Origin of the sequence: Streptomyces sp. NPDC058052, from assembly GCF_042885515.1 — a bacterium.
Taxonomy (GTDB): Bacteria; Actinomycetota; Actinomycetes; order Streptomycetales; family Streptomycetaceae; genus Streptomyces.
The window spans coordinates 400,213-414,848 of sequence record NZ_JBHVRX010000001.1 but is presented as its reverse complement, the minus strand read 5'-3'; the positions used below and the strand labels follow the sequence as shown (position 1 = coordinate 414,848).

Genomic DNA, 14,636 nt, shown 5'->3' with positions numbered 1-14,636 from the left:
TGAGCCGTACCCCCTGGGGTGCTGCTCCTAGAGCGCGTCGGGCCCGCGCTCGCCCGTGCGGACGCGGACGGCGGTCTCGACCGGGACGCTCCAGACCTTTCCGTCACCGATCTTGCCGGTGCGGGCGGCCTTCACGACGACGTCGATGAGCTGTTCGGCGTCCTCGTCCTCGACGAGGACCTCGATGCGGATCTTGGGGACGAGGTCGACGGTGTACTCGGCGCCGCGGTAGACCTCGGTGTGGCCGCGCTGGCGTCCGTATCCGCTGGCCTCGGTGACGGTGAGGCCGTGGACCCCGAACGCCTGGAGGGCCTCCTTGATCTCGTCGAGCCGGTGCGGCTTCACGACCGCGGTGATGAGCTTCATGCGTCCACCTTCTTGTTCTCCGTGACGGCCGGGGCGGAGGGGGCGGTGGTGCGCCCGGAGGTGCCGCCGCCGGCTCCGCTGAAGTCGTACGCGGTCTCGGCGTGCTCGATCTGGTCGATGCCGGAGACCTCGTCGTCCTCGCTGACCCGCATGCCCATGGTCTTGTCGATGATCAGGGCCAGGACGGCGGAGGCGATCAGGGAGTAGGCGAGGACGGCGAAGACGCCGACGGCCTGCTTGCCGAGCTGCTCCAGGCCGCCGCCGTAGAAGAGGCCCTTGGCGTCGGACTGGACGCCGCCGGTGGCGAAGAAGCCGACGAGGAGGGAGCCGATGACGCCGCCGACGAGGTGGACGCCGACGACGTCGAGGGAGTCGTCGTAGCCGAACTTGTACTTGAGGCCGACGGCCATGGCGCAGACGAGGCCGGCGATGGCACCGATGGCGATGGCGCCGAGCGGGGAGCAGGAGCCGCCGGCGGGGGTGATGGCGACGAGGCCGGCGACGGCGCCGGAGGCGGCGCCGAGGGTGGTGAAGGAGCCGTGGCGGAGCTTCTCGTAGGCGAGCCAGGCGAGCATGGCGGCGCCGGTGGCGACCTGGGTGTTGACGAACATGACGGCGCCGACGCCGTCGTCGTTGCCGAGCCACGAGCCGGCGTTGAAGCCGAACCAGCCGAACCAGAGGAGGCCGGCGCCGAGCATGACGAGCGGGAGGCTGTGCGGGCGCATCGGGTCCTTCTTGAAGCCGACGCGCTTGCCGATGACGAGGATGACGCCGAGGGCCGCGGCGCCGGCGTTGATGTGGACCGCGGTGCCGCCGGCGAAGTCGATGACGCCCATCTCGAAGAGCCAGCCGCCGGCGCCCCAGACCCAGTGGGCGACGGGGAAGTAGACGACCGTGACCCAGAGGGTGATGAAGAGGGCCCAGGCGGTGAACTTGACCCGGTCGGCGAGGGCGCCGCTGATCAGGGCGGGGGTGAGGATGGCGAACATGAGCTGGAAGACGGCGAAGACGTACACCGGGATGGTGTAGCCGTCCCACAGCTCGGTGACGCCGATGCCGCTGAGGCCGAGGTAGTCGGAGGACCAGCCGACGATGCCGCCGGTGTCGGTGCCGAAGGCGACGCTGAAGCCGTAGAGCACCCAGAGGACCGTGACGATCCCGAGGCTGATGAAGCTCATCATCAGCATGTTGAGGGTGGACTTGACGCGGACCATGCCTCCGTAGAAGAAGGCGAGGGCCGGGGTCATCAGCATGACCAGGGCGGAGCAGATGAGCATGAACCCGGTGTTGGCGGCGGACAGCTCGGGGGCGTCTGCTGCCAGGGTCGTGATGGCTGGTGCCATCGGCGTCTCCTCGTCGTCGGATGCGGCCTGTGCGGGGCGGGGCCGGCGGTGAGCGGCGGCCTGAGGGGTGGCCGGTTATGGGCCAGAGATTCGCGCAGCGCGGTTTCCGACGATGCCGCTCGATGTTTCGGGGCAGTGACGAAGGACGGGGGCGTGTTACGTGACCGTGAACGCCCGGGTCACGGGGAGGTAACGGGCGTACTCTCCCGGCCGGCCTGGCGGGCGCGGAGGGGGCCGGGACGTGGACCGGCCGCGCCGGCGTCCGTGTGTCCTGTGCGGCGGGGGAGCCGAATCGGGCAGTACGGGACGTCCGGCGCGGCCGGGGTGCGAGGGCTCTCGGGAGCCTGCGGGAGGGTCAGACGGCCTCGGCGGACTCGGGCAGGAGCAGGGTGAGCCGGTCGGTGAGGTCGACGACTTCGGCGACGTCGCCGAAGTCGCGGGCGGCCGTGTCGACGGTCTTGCGGAGGCGGTTGTTGACCCGCTCGGAGCGGATGGAGCGGGCGACCCCGAGGGCCTTCTCGGCGAGGACGACGGACTGCTCGGGCTCGCGTTTGAGCAGGTGGACCGTGGCCATGCCGATGAGGTTGAGGGCGTACGACCGCTGGTGGTCGGGGTCCTTCTCGAAGAGCTCGACGGCCCGCTCCATGACGGGTTCGGCGAGGGAGGCGTAGGTCGGGGAGCGTCCGGCGACGTAGGCGAGGTCGCGGTAGGAGTGGGAGTTCTCGCCGTTGAGCTCGGCCTCGGTGAAGAAGCGGATCCAGTCGGGCTCGGGGCCGCCTTCGAGGTCGGCGTCGGAGAAGGTGTCCTCGGCCATCCGGACGGCCCGCTTGCACTTGGAGGGCTGGCCCATGTTGGCGTAGGCGCGGGCCTCCATCGCATACAGCATGGCCTGGGTGCGGGGGGTGGCGCAGTCCCGACTGCCGTACTGGGCCAGATGGATGAGTTCGAGGGCGTCGTCGGGGCGGCCGAGGTGGATCATCTGCCGGCTCATGGAGGAGAGGATGTACGAGCCGAGCGGCTTGTCGCCGGCCTCCTTGGCGGCGTGCAGGGCGAGGACGAAGTACTTCTGGGCGGTGGGCTGGAGGCCCACGTCGTAGCTCATCCACCCGGCGAGTTCGGCGAGTTCGGCGGCGACGGTGAAGAGGCGCTTGGCGGTGGGGGCCGGCTGGGGCTCCTGGAGGAGGTCGGTGACCTCGTGGAGCTGGCCGACGACGGCCTTGCGGCGCAGTCCGCCGCCGCACTGGGCGTCCCACTTGCGGAACATGGCGGTGGTGGACTCGAGGAGGTCGAGCTCGATCTCGGAGAGCCGGTGGGGTCGGCGGCCGTCGGGTGCGGGCTCGCCGGCGCCGGGCTCGCCGGCGGGGGTGGGCACCAGCCAGCGCTGCATGGGCTCGATGAGGGCGGGGCCGGCGGCGAGCTGGAGCGAGGAGCCGAGGAAGCCGCGCCGGGCGAGCATGAGGTCGCTGCGGGAGAACTCGCTGAGCAGGGAGACGGTCTGCGGTCCCGCCCAGGGGAGGTCGACGCCGGAGACGGAGGGCGTCTGGTGGGCGGTGCGCAGTCCGAGGTCCTCGACGGCGACGACGGAGCCGAAGCGCTCGGAGAACAGCTCGGAGAGGATTCTCGGGATGGGTTCGCGGGGCTGTTCGCCGTCGAGCCAGCGGCGGACCCGGGAGGTGTCGGTGGAGATGTGGTGGGCGCCCATCTGGCGTGCCCTGCGGTTGACTTGGCGGGCGAGCTCGCCCTTGGACCAGCCGCTGCGCACGAACCACGAGCCGAGCCGCTCGTTGGGGCGCTTGCCGGCATTCGTACCGTCTGTGCCGCTGCCGCCCACTGGAACGCCCCCATCCACCTGATTGCCTGTCGTGCGAACCCCTATCAGAATGCCGCGTCCGGCGGCGCTCCGCTCGGTGTTCGGACTCCTTGGGACGGGAAACCGGGTTGCCTCCGGCATACCCACCCGCGCACGCCCCTCCGGGGTTCGGGTACCGAAAGTAATCCTACGATCACCCCTGCCGTGAGGTCGTGACAAGAAACGCCACCATTCGCCACCCCTTCGAATGAACTCGCCGGGCGCTCCACACGATTCACTTGACATGCGACGAGCCGGAGTCGGCGGACGGGAGCGCGATGAGGCGCGCGCCACCGTGCGCACCACCCCCCTCACGTCCGAGCGCCACCCTGGGCGACCGATCCCGGGCGCGGCGTCACCGTGCGTGACACTGGTGTTCCGGGTCGTAACCACCGGCGCGTCCGACCCGTTGGAGGGGGCATGGGCTTCACGATCGGCGGCATTCGTGAGATGCGGTCCGGCTCACGCCGCCGCGCACGCACCACCGAGTGCACAGCGGTGGCCGAATACACCGGACTCTGGGGCTGGGACGTCCAGCCCGGCGCGCGGGCCGTCTCCGGCCAGTGCTCCTGCGGCGACCGGGCCTGCGCGGCTCCGGGCGCGCATCCTCTCTCCTTCGCCGCGCCCGTCCCGGCGGGCGCGGGGCTCGACGACGCGGCCAAGGCGTGGTCGGAGCACCCGGGGGCGTCGCTGCTGCTGCCGGTGGGCCGCGCCTTCGACGTGATCGAGGTGGCCGAGGCGGCGGGCCGGCGGGCGCTGGTCCGGATGGAGCGGATGGGGCTGCCGCTGGGGCCGGTCTGCGCGACGCCGACCGGACGGGCGCAGTTCTTCGTCGCGCCGGGCGCGGCGGCGGAGCTGCCGCGGCTGCTGTACCGGATGGGCTGGGACGACGCGGACCTGGACCTGCACTGTCCGGAGCCGGGCAGCCACATCACCGCTCCCCCGTCGAACCTGGGCGGGCTGGGTCCGGTGCGCTGGCTGCGGCCGCCGACGCTGGACACGGCGGGGGCGCCGCCGCAGCTGCGGCTGCTGCTCGGCACGCTGGCGTACATGTGCCATCGGACGCACGGCTGACCCGTGGCGTACGCGAAGGGCCCCCGCCGTGGTCGGCGGGGGCCCTTTCCTGTGCCGTCGCGGGGTCAGTCGCCGATGAGGGCGTCGACGAAGGCGGCGGGCTCGAAGGGGGCGAGGTCGTCCGGGCCCTCGCCGAGGCCGACGAGCTTGACGGGGACGCCGAGCTCGCGCTGGACGGCGACGACGATGCCGCCCTTGGCGGTGCCGTCGAGCTTGGTCAGCACGATGCCGGTGATGTCGACGACCTCGGCGAAGACGCGGGCCTGGATGAGGCCGTTCTGGCCGGTGGTGGCGTCGAGGACGAGGAGGATCTCGTCGAGCGGGCCGTGCTTCTCGACGACGCGCTTGACCTTGCCGAGCTCGTCCATGAGGCCGGTCTTGGTGTGCAGGCGGCCGGCGGTGTCGACGAGGACGACGTCGGCCTTCTCGGCGATGCCCTCCTTGACCGCGTCGTACGCGATCGAGGCCGGGTCGCCGCCCTCGGGACCGCGGACGGTGCGGGCACCGACGCGGTCGCCCCAGGTCTGGAGCTGGTCGGCGGCGGCGGCGCGGAAGGTGTCGGCGGCGCCGAGGACGACGGACCTGCCGTCGGCGACCAGGACGCGGGCGAGCTTGCCGGTGGTGGTGGTCTTGCCGGTGCCGTTGACGCCGACGACCATGACGACGCCGGGGACGTCCTCGGGGCTCTCGGTGTGGACGGTGCGGTCGTAGTCGCCGAGGAGGGCGATCAGCTCCTCGCGGAGGAGGCCGCGCAGTTCCTCGGGGGTGCGGGTGCCGAGCACCTTGACGCGCTCGCGCAGCCGCTCGACCAGCTCCTGGGTGGGGGCGACGCCGACGTCGGCGGTGAGGAGGGTCTCCTCGACCTCCTCCCAGGTGTCCTCGTCGAGGTGCTCGCGGGAGAGCAGGGTCAGCAGGCCCTTGCCCAGCGAGTTCTGGGAGCGGGCGAGGCGGGCCCGGAGGCGGACGAGGCGTCCGGCGGTGGGCTCGGGGACCTCGACCTCGGGCGCCGGGGGCGCCTCGGCGACGACCGGGTCCTCGACGGCGGCGGGGGTCTCGACCGCCTCCTCGGCGGTCGGGAGGCCGACCTCCTCGACGGTGCGGCGTGGTTCTTCCCGCGGTGTCTCAGCCTCGTCGCCGACGTGCGGCTCGGCGGGCGGAGCGGTGATGGTCGGCGTGGTGGACGGCGGCTCGGCCGGCGGCAGCTGCTTCTTCTTGCGACCGCTGATCACGAGCCCGCTGGTCACGGCGACCGCGACGACCAGAGCGATGACTACAGCAAGGATGAGTTCCATAACCGCTCCAGTATCGGCCACGACCCGGCCGGTGACGCAGTACGTACGCAGCGTGGGTCGCGGTTCCGGGCGTCCGGCGCCGTTCTCATCTGACGCTTCGTCAGCTATGGTCGCCCCTCGCCGGCAGCCCACCCGCGGAGGGGACCTCCCATGGCCTTCAGCGTCGTACGGTTCAACCTGGTCGACCCGCGCGCCACCCCCGAGTCCCTCGCGGACCGCTACCGCGCCGCCCTGGAGATGGCCGCCTACGCCGACGGGCACGGGGTGGACACGGTCCAGACCGAGGAGCACCACGGGGTGGAGAACAACTGGCTCCCCTCCCCCTTCGCCTTCGCGGGCGCGGTCTTCGGCGCCACCCGCCGGATCGCCGTCACGGTCTCCGCGATCATCGGCCCGCTGCACGACCCGCTGCGGCTCGCGGAGGACATCGCGGTCCTGGACCTGCTGAGCCGGGGCCGGCTGGTGACGGTGGCGGGGATCGGCTACCGGCCGGAGGAGTACGAGGAGCGCGGGGTGGACTGGGGGCGGCGCGGGAAGCTCCAGGACGAGCTCCTGGAGACGCTGCTCGCCGCGTGGACGGGCGAGCCCTTCGCCTACCGGGGTCATACGGTACGGGTCACCCCGCGGCCCTTCACCCGGCCCCACCCGCTGCTGCTGGTCGGGGGCTCCTCGAAGGCGGCGGCACGGCGCGCGGCCCGGCTGGGGCTCCCGTTCTTCCCGTCCGCGCACCTGCCGGAGCTGGAGGCGTACTACGCCGAGCGGTGCGCGGAGTACGGGACGGAGGGCTGGACGATGATGCCGGGCCCGGTGACGCCGCTGCTGCACGTGTCGGAGGATCCGGACCGGACCTGGGCGGAGTACGGGGAGCACTTCCTGCACGAGGCGCGGGCCTACGCCTCCTGGCAGTCGAAGGACATCCGCTCGGCGGTGCGGTCGGGGGCGTCGAGCGTGGCGGAGCTGCGCGCGGAGGGGGTCTACCGGGTGGTGACGCCCGGGGAGTGCGCGGCGCTGGGGCTGGAGAGCCTGGTGCTGCACCCGCTGTGCGGGGGGATGCCGGTGGAGGAGGGGTGGCGGAGCGTGCGCCTGTTCTGCGACGAGGTGCTGCCCCGGCTCGGGGCACAGGGCCTCGGGCCGGGGCAGCCGTCGTGAGGAGAGGGGCAGCGGGGAGTTAGCCCATCTCCTCCAACGCCTTGCCCTTGGTCTCCTTGACGTACCTGAGCACGAAGGGGATCGAGAGCACGGCGAAGAACGTGTAGATGATGTAGGTGCCGGAGAGGTTCCAGTCCGAGAGGGACGGGAAGCTGGCGGTGATGGCCCAGTTGGCGATCCACTGGGCGGAGGCGGCGACGCCGAGGGCGGCGGCGCGGATCCGGTTGGGGAACATCTCGCCGAGGAAGACCCACACCACCACGCCCCAGGAGAGGGCGAAGAAGAGCACGAAGACGTGGGCGGCGACGAGGGCCACGACGCCCTGGGTCTCGGGGAGCTTGCCGTCGACGAGGTCGGCGGAGAAGGCCCACGCCTCGAAGGCGAGGGCGATCGCCATGCCGACGGAGCCGACGAGGGCGAGCGGCCGGCGGCCGACCCGGTCGACCAGGACCATGGCGATCACGGTGCCGATGATGTTGATGATCGACGTGGTGAACGAGTAGAAGAACGAGCTCGACGGGTCGATGCCCACGGACTGCCAGAGCGTCGAGGAGTAGTAGAAGGCGACGTTGATGCCGACGAGCTGCTGGAAGACCGAGAGTCCGATGCCGACCCAGACGATGGGCAGGAGGCGGAAGCGGCTGCCGGGGGCGAGCAGGTCCTTGAAGGTGGACTTGTGCTCGCTGCGCATGGCCCGGTCGATCTCGGCGACGCGGCGGTCCAGGTCGACGCCCTTGCCCTCGACCTCGGCGAGCACCTCCTTGGCCCGGTCGGTCTTCCCGACGGAGATGAGGAAGCGGGGGGACTCGGGGATGGCGAAGGAGAGCAGCCCGTAGAGGAGGGCGGGGACGACCATCACGCCGAGCATCCACTGCCATGCCTCCAGGCCGCCGATCTCGCCGCGCTGGTCGCCGTCGGCGAGCTGGAGGATCCCGTAGTTGACGAGCTGGGAGATGGCGATGCCGATGACGATGGCGGCCTGCTGGAAGGAGCCGAGGCGGCCTCGGTAGGCGGCGGGGGCGACCTCGGCGATGTAGGCGGGGCCGATGACGGAGGCCATGCCGATGGCGAAGCCGCCGACGATCCGCCAGAAGGCGAGGTCCCAGAGGGCGAAGGGCAGCGCGGAGCCGACGGCGCTGACGGTGAAGAGGACGGCGGAGATCTGCATGCAGCGGATGCGGCCGATGCGGTCGGCGATCCGGCCGGCGGTGGCGGCGCCGATGGCGCAGCCGATCAGGGCGATGGCGATGACCTGGGCGAGGGTCGCGGAGCCGATGTCGTAGCGGTCGCGGATGGCTTCGACGGCGCCGTTGATGACGGAGCTGTCGTAGCCGAAGAGGAAGCCGCCCATCGCCGCGGAGGCGGTGATGAAGATGACGTGCCCGAGGTGGTCCGGGTGGGCCGCTCGACCTTCGGACGGCGGCGGCGTGGGCGCCTGCGCGGTGTCGGTCACATGGACTCCTCGGTGGGGGGACAGCCCTTCCAGTGGCTTCCAGTGGCGCACAGGATCGCGCCGCCCACCACGTGAAGGTAAAAGCAACGTTGCAGAGACTATGCGTTCAAGTTTTGAAGTCAATAGGCGATGTCGTATGACTTTTACCGCGCTGGCTGCCGACTCACGTTCACTGCTTGAAGAAGTGAAGCCGGTAAGGGCCGACGCCGGCTTCAGCGGAGCCGCTGGCTGATCACCTTCGAGACGCCGTCGCCCTGCATCGACACCCCGTACAGCGCGTCCGCGACCTCCATCGTCCGCTTCTGGTGGGTGATCACGATGAGCTGCGAGGACTCCTGGAGCTCCCGCATGATCCGGATCAGCCGCTGGAGGTTGGTGTCGTCGAGCGCCGCCTCGACCTCGTCCATGACGTAGAAGGGGCTCGGCCGGGCCTTGAAGATCGCGACCAGCAGGGCCACGGCGGTCAGCGAGCGCTCGCCGCCGGAGAGCAGCGAGAGCCGCTTGACCTTCTTGCCCGGCGGGCGGGCCTCCACCTCGACGCCGGTGGTGAGCATGTCGTCGGGGTCGGTGAGCACGAGCCGGCCCTCGCCGCCCGGGAAGAGGCGGGAGAAGACGCCCTCGAACTCGCGGGCGGTGTCCCGGTACGCCTCCGTGAAGACCTGCTCGACCCGCTGGTCCACCTCCTTCACGACCTGAAGCAGATCCGCGCGCGTCTTCTTCAGGTCCTCCAGCTGCTCGGAGAGGAAGCGGTGCCGGTCCTCCAGGGCCGCGAACTCCTCCAGGGCCAGCGGGTTGACCTTGCCGAGCTGCTGGAAGGCGCGCTCGGCCGATTTCAGCCGCTTCTCCTGCTCCGAACGGATGAAGGGGCGCGGCTGGTTGCGGGGGTCGGACGGGTCGTCGGGGAGCGTCTCGCCCTCGGCGGGCGGCGACGGCGGCACGGGCTGGTCGGGGCCGTACTCCGCGGTGAGGGCGCCCGCCCCGACCCCGAACTCCTCCAGGGCCTTCGCCTCCAGCTGCTCGATCCGCAGCCGCTTCTCGGCGCCCAGGACCTCACCGCGGTGGACGGAGTCGGTGAGCTTGTCGAGCTCGGTCTTGAGCTCCCGGCCGCGGGCGCGGGCGGCGCCGAGGCCCTGCTCGCGGTCGGCTCGGGCGGCGGCGGCCGCGGCGCGCTCGCCTTCGGCGCGCTCCAGCGAGACCTCGGTGTGGGCGAGGAGGGTACGGGCTCCGGCGGCGACCGCGTCCGCGACCCGGGCCTCGTGCCGGAGCCGGGTGCGGCGCTGCTCGGCACGCGCGCGTGCCTCCCGTTCGGCACGGGCGGCCCGGTCGAGGGAGTCGGCCCGGCCCGCCAGCCCCTTGACCCGCTCCTCGTGGGTGCGGACCTGGAGGCGGGCCTCCATCTCGGTCTGGCGGGCGTTGGAGCCGTCGATGGCGAGCCGGTCGCGGACGGCGGTGTCGGGCTCCTCCTCGGCCGGGGTCTCCTCGGCGACGAGCAGCCGTTCGGCGAGCTCCTCGGCCTCGGCGCGAGCGCGTTCCAGGGCCTCCTGGGCGCGGGCGACGGCGGCGGCGGTCCGCTCGGCCTCGCCGGCCGCTCCCCTGGCCTGGCCGGCGAGCCGTCCCAGGGCCTGGGCGACGGACGCCTTCTCCTTCTCGGCGCTACGCCGCAGGGCGTCGAGCTCCTCGACGCGCGCGGCGCCGGCCCGCCGGCGTCCGGCGGCCTCCTCCGTGGCGCGGGCGGACTCCTCGCACCGGACGGCCAGTCCGGCCAGTTCGGCGGCGGCCTCGTCGACCTGGGCCCGCACTTCGAGGAGGCTGGGCGCGCCAGCGGAGCCGCCCTGGGCCCAGTGGGCTCCGAGCAGGTCGCCCTCGGCGGTGACGGCGGTGAGCGCGGGGTGGGCGCGGACGAGGTCGCGGGCCTCGTCGAGGTCGCCGACGACGACGATCCCGTCGAGCAGCCGCTGGACGGAGCCGACGAGCCCGGGCGGCCCGGTGACCAGCGCGGCGGCGGCCCGCGCGCCGGCGGGCAGCGGGCGCGGGGCGGTGTCGGGCGCGGTGGCGAGGAGGAGGGTGGCGCGACCGGCGTCCTGTTTGCGGAGGAGGCGGAGCGCCTCGACGGCGGCCGTGGGACCGTCGGCGGCGAGGGCGTCGGCGGCGGCGCCGAGCGCGGCGGCGACGGGGACCTCGTACCCGGGGGTGACGGTGAGGAGTCCGGCGGCGGGGCCGAGGATCCCGGTGAGGCCGGCGGCGAGGAGGGCGCCGGTGCCGTCCTTGCGGCGCAGGCCGAGCGCGAGGGTGTCGTGGCGGGCGCGGGTGGCGGCCCGGCGGCTCTCGGCGCCGGCGGCGGCCTCGCGGGCGGCGCCGAGCGCGGCCTCGGCGTCGGCGAGGGCGCGGCGGGCCTCCTCGTACCGCTCGCCGTGCGCGGTGTCGGCGGCGTCGAGGTCGTCGACCTCGGCCTTGAGCCGTTCGTACTCCTCCTGGGCGGCGACGGCGCGGTCGGCGGCCTCGTCGCGGGCGGCGGCGAGCCGGTCGATCTCGGCCTGGGCGGAGGCGGCGCGGGAGCGGGCGGCGTTGACCTGGCCGTGGAGCCGGGCGAGGCCCTCGCGGCGGTCGGCGAGGGCGCGGGCGGCGTCCTTGAGGCGCCTTTCCTCGGCGGTGAGGGCACGTTCCAGCTCGGCGCGGTGGGCGACGGTGTCCTCCAGGGCCCGTTCGGCGGCCTCCAGGGCGGCCTCCAGTTCGGCCTCCTGTTCGCGGACGCGGGCGGCCTCGCGCTCCAGGTCCTCGGGGTCGCGGCCGCGCCGCTCCTCGGCGGGGGCGTCGGTGGCGCTCTTCACGCGCGCGTCGGCGAGGGAGATCGTGCCGCGGACGCGTTCGGCGAGCTGGGAGAGGGCGTACCAGCTCTGCTGGGCGCGTTCGAGGCGCGGGGCGAGGGCGCGGACCTCGGCCTCCAGGGCGGCCTCGTGGGCGAGGGCGGTGCGCAGCTCCTCCTCGGTGGCCTCCCTGCGGGCCAGGAGGGCGGCCTCGTCGGCAAGTTCGGCGTGGAGGGCGCGCTGGAGGCGGACGAGGTCGTCGGCGAGGAGGCGGAGCCGGGCGTCGCGGAGGTCGGCCTGGATGACGACGGCGCGGCGGGCGACGGCGGCCTGCCGGCCGAGCGGTTTGAGCTGGCGGCGCAGTTCGTCGGTGAGGTCCTGCACGCGCGCGAGGTTGGCCCGCATCGCGTCGAGCTTCCGCAGCGCCTTCTCCTTGCGCTTGCGGTGCTTGAGGACGCCGGCGGCCTCCTCGATGAAGGCGCGGCGGCCCATGGGGTCGGCGTGCAGCACGGAGTCGAGCCGGCCCTGGCCGACGATGACGTGCATCTCGCGGCCGATGCCGGAGTCGGAGAGGAGGTCCTGGATGTCGAGCAGCCGGCAGGTGTCGCCGTTGATCTGGTACTCGCTGCTGCCGCCCCGGAACATGATCCGGGTGATCGTCACCTCGGCGTAGTCGATCGGCAGGGCGCCGTCGGAGTTGTCGATGGTGAGCGAGACCTCGGCGCGGCCGAGCGGGGGCCGCCCGGTGGTGCCGGCGAAGATGACGTCCTCCATCTTTCCGCCGCGCAGGGACTTGGCGCCCTGTTCTCCCATGACCCAGGAGAGCGCGTCGACGACGTTGGACTTGCCGGAGCCGTTGGGGCCGACGACGCAGGTGATTCCGGGCTCGAACCTCAGCGTGGTGGCGGAGGCGAACGACTTGAATCCGCGGAGCGTCAGGGCCTTGAGGTGCACCCCGGGGACTCTACCCGGGGTGTCGCGTTTCGCCCGTGATCGTGCCGGGCAGATCCTCGGGTGAGGAGGGGTGTGACGCGGGGGAGACGAGAGGGTCAAGAAAAGAAGGGACGCCGAAGCGCCCCTTGCCTATTCAGCTGTTCCCACCTGAGCCCCTTCGGGGCGGGGTGTCAGGTGAGCGCAGGCTCCGCCTGGGGTACGTCGAGGTCGATGCGGTCGAGCAGCGACTCGCCCTGCTGAGCGGCGGCAGCGGCGAGCGCGTCGTTCTCGGTCTGGATCCGTACGAGCTCGGATTCCAGGTCCTGGACGCGCTGCTGAAGCCGTCGCATCTCGGCGAGGAGTCGCGGGTCGGAGCCGCCGACGTAACCGAGAAGCGCCTTTGCCATGATGAGTGGTCCTCCACACTGAGTGACCGACCGATTGCGGTGTGGGTCGTGAGGGATGGATTCGCACCCGCGGTGCTCGGCAGTACCTGAGTCGTGCCGGTGTTCTACTGCCACACAGCTAAGGTGCGCGGGGCTTCCAGAGTCTCACCAAAAAGTTTGACGGTCAACACGATCACGCCCCGATCGGTGTGGCACACGGGGAGTTCGCGGCCGCTTCGCAGGCGGCGGCGCCTCTCGACCCGTTGCCCCGGGGCGTGGCGATCATCCTTACCCGGGAAGCCTTGCACGAGTGCCGAATCTTGGCAACCACCAGGCGGTTCCCCTGTTCACCGGCGTTCACGCGCGCGAAACCGGCCCCCCTTCCGGTGCCCGGCGGGGCTTCCGGGCGGAGGGCCGGCGGGTGGTTCCGGGGGGCGGGGTCAGCGGATGGCGAAGCCGTCGTAGCCGCCGCGGGGGGTGTCCCATATCTCGGTGACACCGTCCACGCGGCCGGGCGTGTCATCGGACCGCAGCCAGTCGAGGAGGCGGTGGCAATTGTCACTCGGGCCCTCGGCCACGACCTGGACCCGGCCGTCGTCGAGGTTCAGGGCGAAGCCCTTGAGGCCACCGATCTCCAGGGCGTTTGCCCTGGTGAACCAGCGGAAGCCCACTCCCTGTACTCGCCCACGCACCCAGGCGGTCATCCGTACGTCGTCGCTCATGGCTGCACGCTAGCGGGCGGATTGCCCGAACAGCACGTCGCGGCGGCTTCCCATGGCGTACAGTCCGACGGAATGCGCCTCACCCACACGGGTGCACACCTTTCGGCCATCCGTACGCAGCGTCACGCTCCGTACCGATCCATGCCGAAAGCAAAGGCCGCAAAGATCCAGCAAACAGCCAGCTCAGGGAGGCAGGGCAGATGGGACGCCACCGTCGCTCCGGCGCCGCGCCCGCCGAGGCAGACTACGCGACCGGCACCGACCGCGGTCAGGGGGGTACGCGCCGCAAGCGCCGCCACCCCGTCCGCAACGGACTGATCGGCGCCTCGGCGGCGGTCGCCGTCGGCGCCGTCGCGGTCGCCTCCGGCCTCCTTCCCGGCGGGGAGACCCTCACCGCCGGGAGCGTGGGCAGCAGCCGGCCGACCACCGCGGAGACCCGGCAGACGCCGGAGCTCACCACGCAGGGCGGGGCGACCCGCACCCCGGCCGGCGAGCCGGCGGGTACGGGCAGGGGCACGCCGGACACGAAGAAGTCCCCCGCGTCCGCCGAGGCGGCCCCCAAGAAGGCCACGCCCACTCCCACGAAGACCGCGACCCCCTCCCCCACGCCGACGAAGACGCGCGCCGCGGCCCCCGCTCCCGCCACCACCCCGGTGAAGCCGAAGCCGAAGCCCGAGCCGAAGCCGTCGAAGGCCGCCCCCACCACGCCGGCCGCCGCCCCCGAGCCCGCCCCCACCACGCAGGCCCCGGCCGAGGAGACGACGGCGGCGCCGGCCGGCTCCACCGCCGACCGCGCGGACGCGGCCGAGGCCGAGGTGCTGCGCCTGGTGAACGTCGAGCGCGGCAAGGTCGGCTGCTCGCCGGTCCAGCCCTCGGACGGCCTCGCCCGGCTCGCCGGCGCGTTCAGCGCCGACATGGCGAACCGCGGCTTCTTCGACCACACAGACCCCGACGGCGCCACCCCCTGGTCCCGCGCGCAGGCCGCCGGCGTCACGAGCCTCGGCGCCGAGAACATCGCCCGCGGCCAGGTCGACGCGACCGCCGCGATGGTCTCCTGGATGAACAGCGACGGCCACCGCGCCAACATCCTGAACTGCGACTTCACCACCCTCGGCGTGGGCGTCCACTTCGCCGACGGCGGCCCCTGGTGGACCCAGGACTTCGGCTACTGAGCCTCCCCGGTTCGGAAAACCCCGCGTCCGCGGGCGGGCCGCTCCCCGGCGCCGATCACGGCTCCGGGGGGCGGCCCGCTTCGCGTCCGCGGC

Annotated in this window: 11 protein-coding genes; 3 read left to right on the top strand and 8 right to left on the bottom strand. The window is 72.7% G+C overall.

Features of this window, described 5'->3' with window-relative positions; translation table 11 throughout:
• Positions 1-27: 27 nt before the first annotated feature.
• From ACFVU3_RS02040 to ACFVU3_RS02030, 3 genes are all read right to left on the bottom strand, one after another.
• Positions 28-366 (bottom strand): P-II family nitrogen regulator, encoded by a 339-nt coding sequence (locus ACFVU3_RS02040; protein ID WP_015036464.1) that lies wholly within the window; start codon positions 364-366, stop codon positions 28-30.
• Positions 363-1,709 (bottom strand): ammonium transporter, encoded by a 1,347-nt coding sequence (locus ACFVU3_RS02035; protein WP_390062828.1) that lies wholly within the window; start codon positions 1,707-1,709, stop codon positions 363-365. The genes ACFVU3_RS02040 and ACFVU3_RS02035 overlap by 4 nt, the downstream gene beginning before the upstream one ends.
• Before the next feature lie 355 nt (positions 1,710-2,064).
• Positions 2,065-3,540: a hypothetical protein gene (locus ACFVU3_RS02030; RefSeq protein WP_390062827.1), complete on the bottom strand. Its 1,476-nt coding sequence runs from the start codon at positions 3,538-3,540 to the stop codon at positions 2,065-2,067.
• A 438-nt stretch (positions 3,541-3,978) separates the two neighbouring features.
• On the opposite strand from ACFVU3_RS02030, the gene ACFVU3_RS02025 reads away from it, so the two are divergent.
• A complete protein-coding gene (locus ACFVU3_RS02025; RefSeq protein ID WP_390062825.1) occupies positions 3,979-4,632 on the top strand; it encodes a bifunctional DNA primase/polymerase in 654 nt (217 codons plus the stop codon).
• A gap of 65 nt (positions 4,633-4,697) precedes the next feature.
• Here the strand turns inward: ACFVU3_RS02025 and ftsY are convergent, their stop codons facing one another.
• Positions 4,698-5,924 carry a signal recognition particle-docking protein FtsY gene (gene ftsY, locus ACFVU3_RS02020; protein WP_390062823.1) on the bottom strand — a complete coding sequence of 409 codons (1,227 nt, stop codon included), beginning with the start codon at positions 5,922-5,924 and terminating at the stop codon, positions 4,698-4,700.
• A gap of 150 nt (positions 5,925-6,074) precedes the next feature.
• Between ftsY and ACFVU3_RS02015 the strand changes: the two genes are divergently transcribed.
• A complete protein-coding gene (locus tag ACFVU3_RS02015; RefSeq protein WP_390062822.1) occupies positions 6,075-7,073 on the top strand; it encodes an LLM class flavin-dependent oxidoreductase in 999 nt (332 codons plus the stop codon).
• A gap of 19 nt (positions 7,074-7,092) precedes the next feature.
• Here ACFVU3_RS02015 and ACFVU3_RS02010 read toward each other — a convergent pair whose 3' ends face one another.
• From ACFVU3_RS02010 to ACFVU3_RS01995, 4 genes are all read right to left on the bottom strand, one after another.
• A complete protein-coding gene (locus ACFVU3_RS02010; RefSeq protein ID WP_390062821.1) occupies positions 7,093-8,526 on the bottom strand; it encodes a sugar porter family MFS transporter in 1,434 nt (477 codons plus the stop codon).
• 212 nt (positions 8,527-8,738) lie between these two features.
• The gene (gene smc / locus ACFVU3_RS02005) at positions 8,739-12,284 is read right to left on the bottom strand and encodes a chromosome segregation protein SMC (protein ID WP_390062820.1); all 3,546 of its coding nucleotides are present in this window, start codon (positions 12,282-12,284) and stop codon (positions 8,739-8,741) included.
• A 170-nt stretch (positions 12,285-12,454) separates the two neighbouring features.
• Complete coding sequence (locus tag ACFVU3_RS02000) at positions 12,455-12,670, bottom strand: hypothetical protein (protein ID WP_351843409.1); 216 nt, start codon at positions 12,668-12,670, stop codon at positions 12,455-12,457.
• A gap of 419 nt (positions 12,671-13,089) precedes the next feature.
• Positions 13,090-13,371 carry an acylphosphatase gene (locus ACFVU3_RS01995; RefSeq protein WP_360314502.1) on the bottom strand — a complete coding sequence of 94 codons (282 nt, stop codon included), beginning with the start codon at positions 13,369-13,371 and terminating at the stop codon, positions 13,090-13,092.
• A gap of 200 nt (positions 13,372-13,571) precedes the next feature.
• Between ACFVU3_RS01995 and ACFVU3_RS01990 the strand changes: the two genes are divergently transcribed.
• Positions 13,572-14,543 carry a CAP domain-containing protein gene (locus tag ACFVU3_RS01990; RefSeq protein ID WP_390062819.1) on the top strand — a complete coding sequence of 324 codons (972 nt, stop codon included), beginning with the start codon at positions 13,572-13,574 and terminating at the stop codon, positions 14,541-14,543.
• The last annotated feature ends 93 nt before the right edge of the window (positions 14,544-14,636 follow it).

Coding starts and splice junctions, on each gene's coding strand:
- ACFVU3_RS02040 (WP_015036464.1), bottom strand. CDS start 366: ATGAAGCTCATCACCGCGGTCGTGAAGCCGCACCGGCTCGACGAGATC.
- ACFVU3_RS02035 (WP_390062828.1), bottom strand. CDS start 1,709: ATGGCACCAGCCATCACGACCCTGGCAGCAGACGCCCCCGAGCTGTCC.
- ACFVU3_RS02025 (WP_390062825.1), top strand. CDS start 3,979: ATGGGCTTCACGATCGGCGGCATTCGTGAGATGCGGTCCGGCTCACGC.
- ftsY (WP_390062823.1), bottom strand. CDS start 5,924: ATGGAACTCATCCTTGCTGTAGTCATCGCTCTGGTCGTCGCGGTCGCC.
- ACFVU3_RS02015 (WP_390062822.1), top strand. CDS start 6,075: ATGGCCTTCAGCGTCGTACGGTTCAACCTGGTCGACCCGCGCGCCACC.
- ACFVU3_RS02000 (WP_351843409.1), bottom strand. CDS start 12,670: ATGGCAAAGGCGCTTCTCGGTTACGTCGGCGGCTCCGACCCGCGACTC.
- ACFVU3_RS01995 (WP_360314502.1), bottom strand. CDS start 13,371: ATGAGCGACGACGTACGGATGACCGCCTGGGTGCGTGGGCGAGTACAG.
- ACFVU3_RS01990 (WP_390062819.1), top strand. CDS start 13,572: ATGGGACGCCACCGTCGCTCCGGCGCCGCGCCCGCCGAGGCAGACTAC.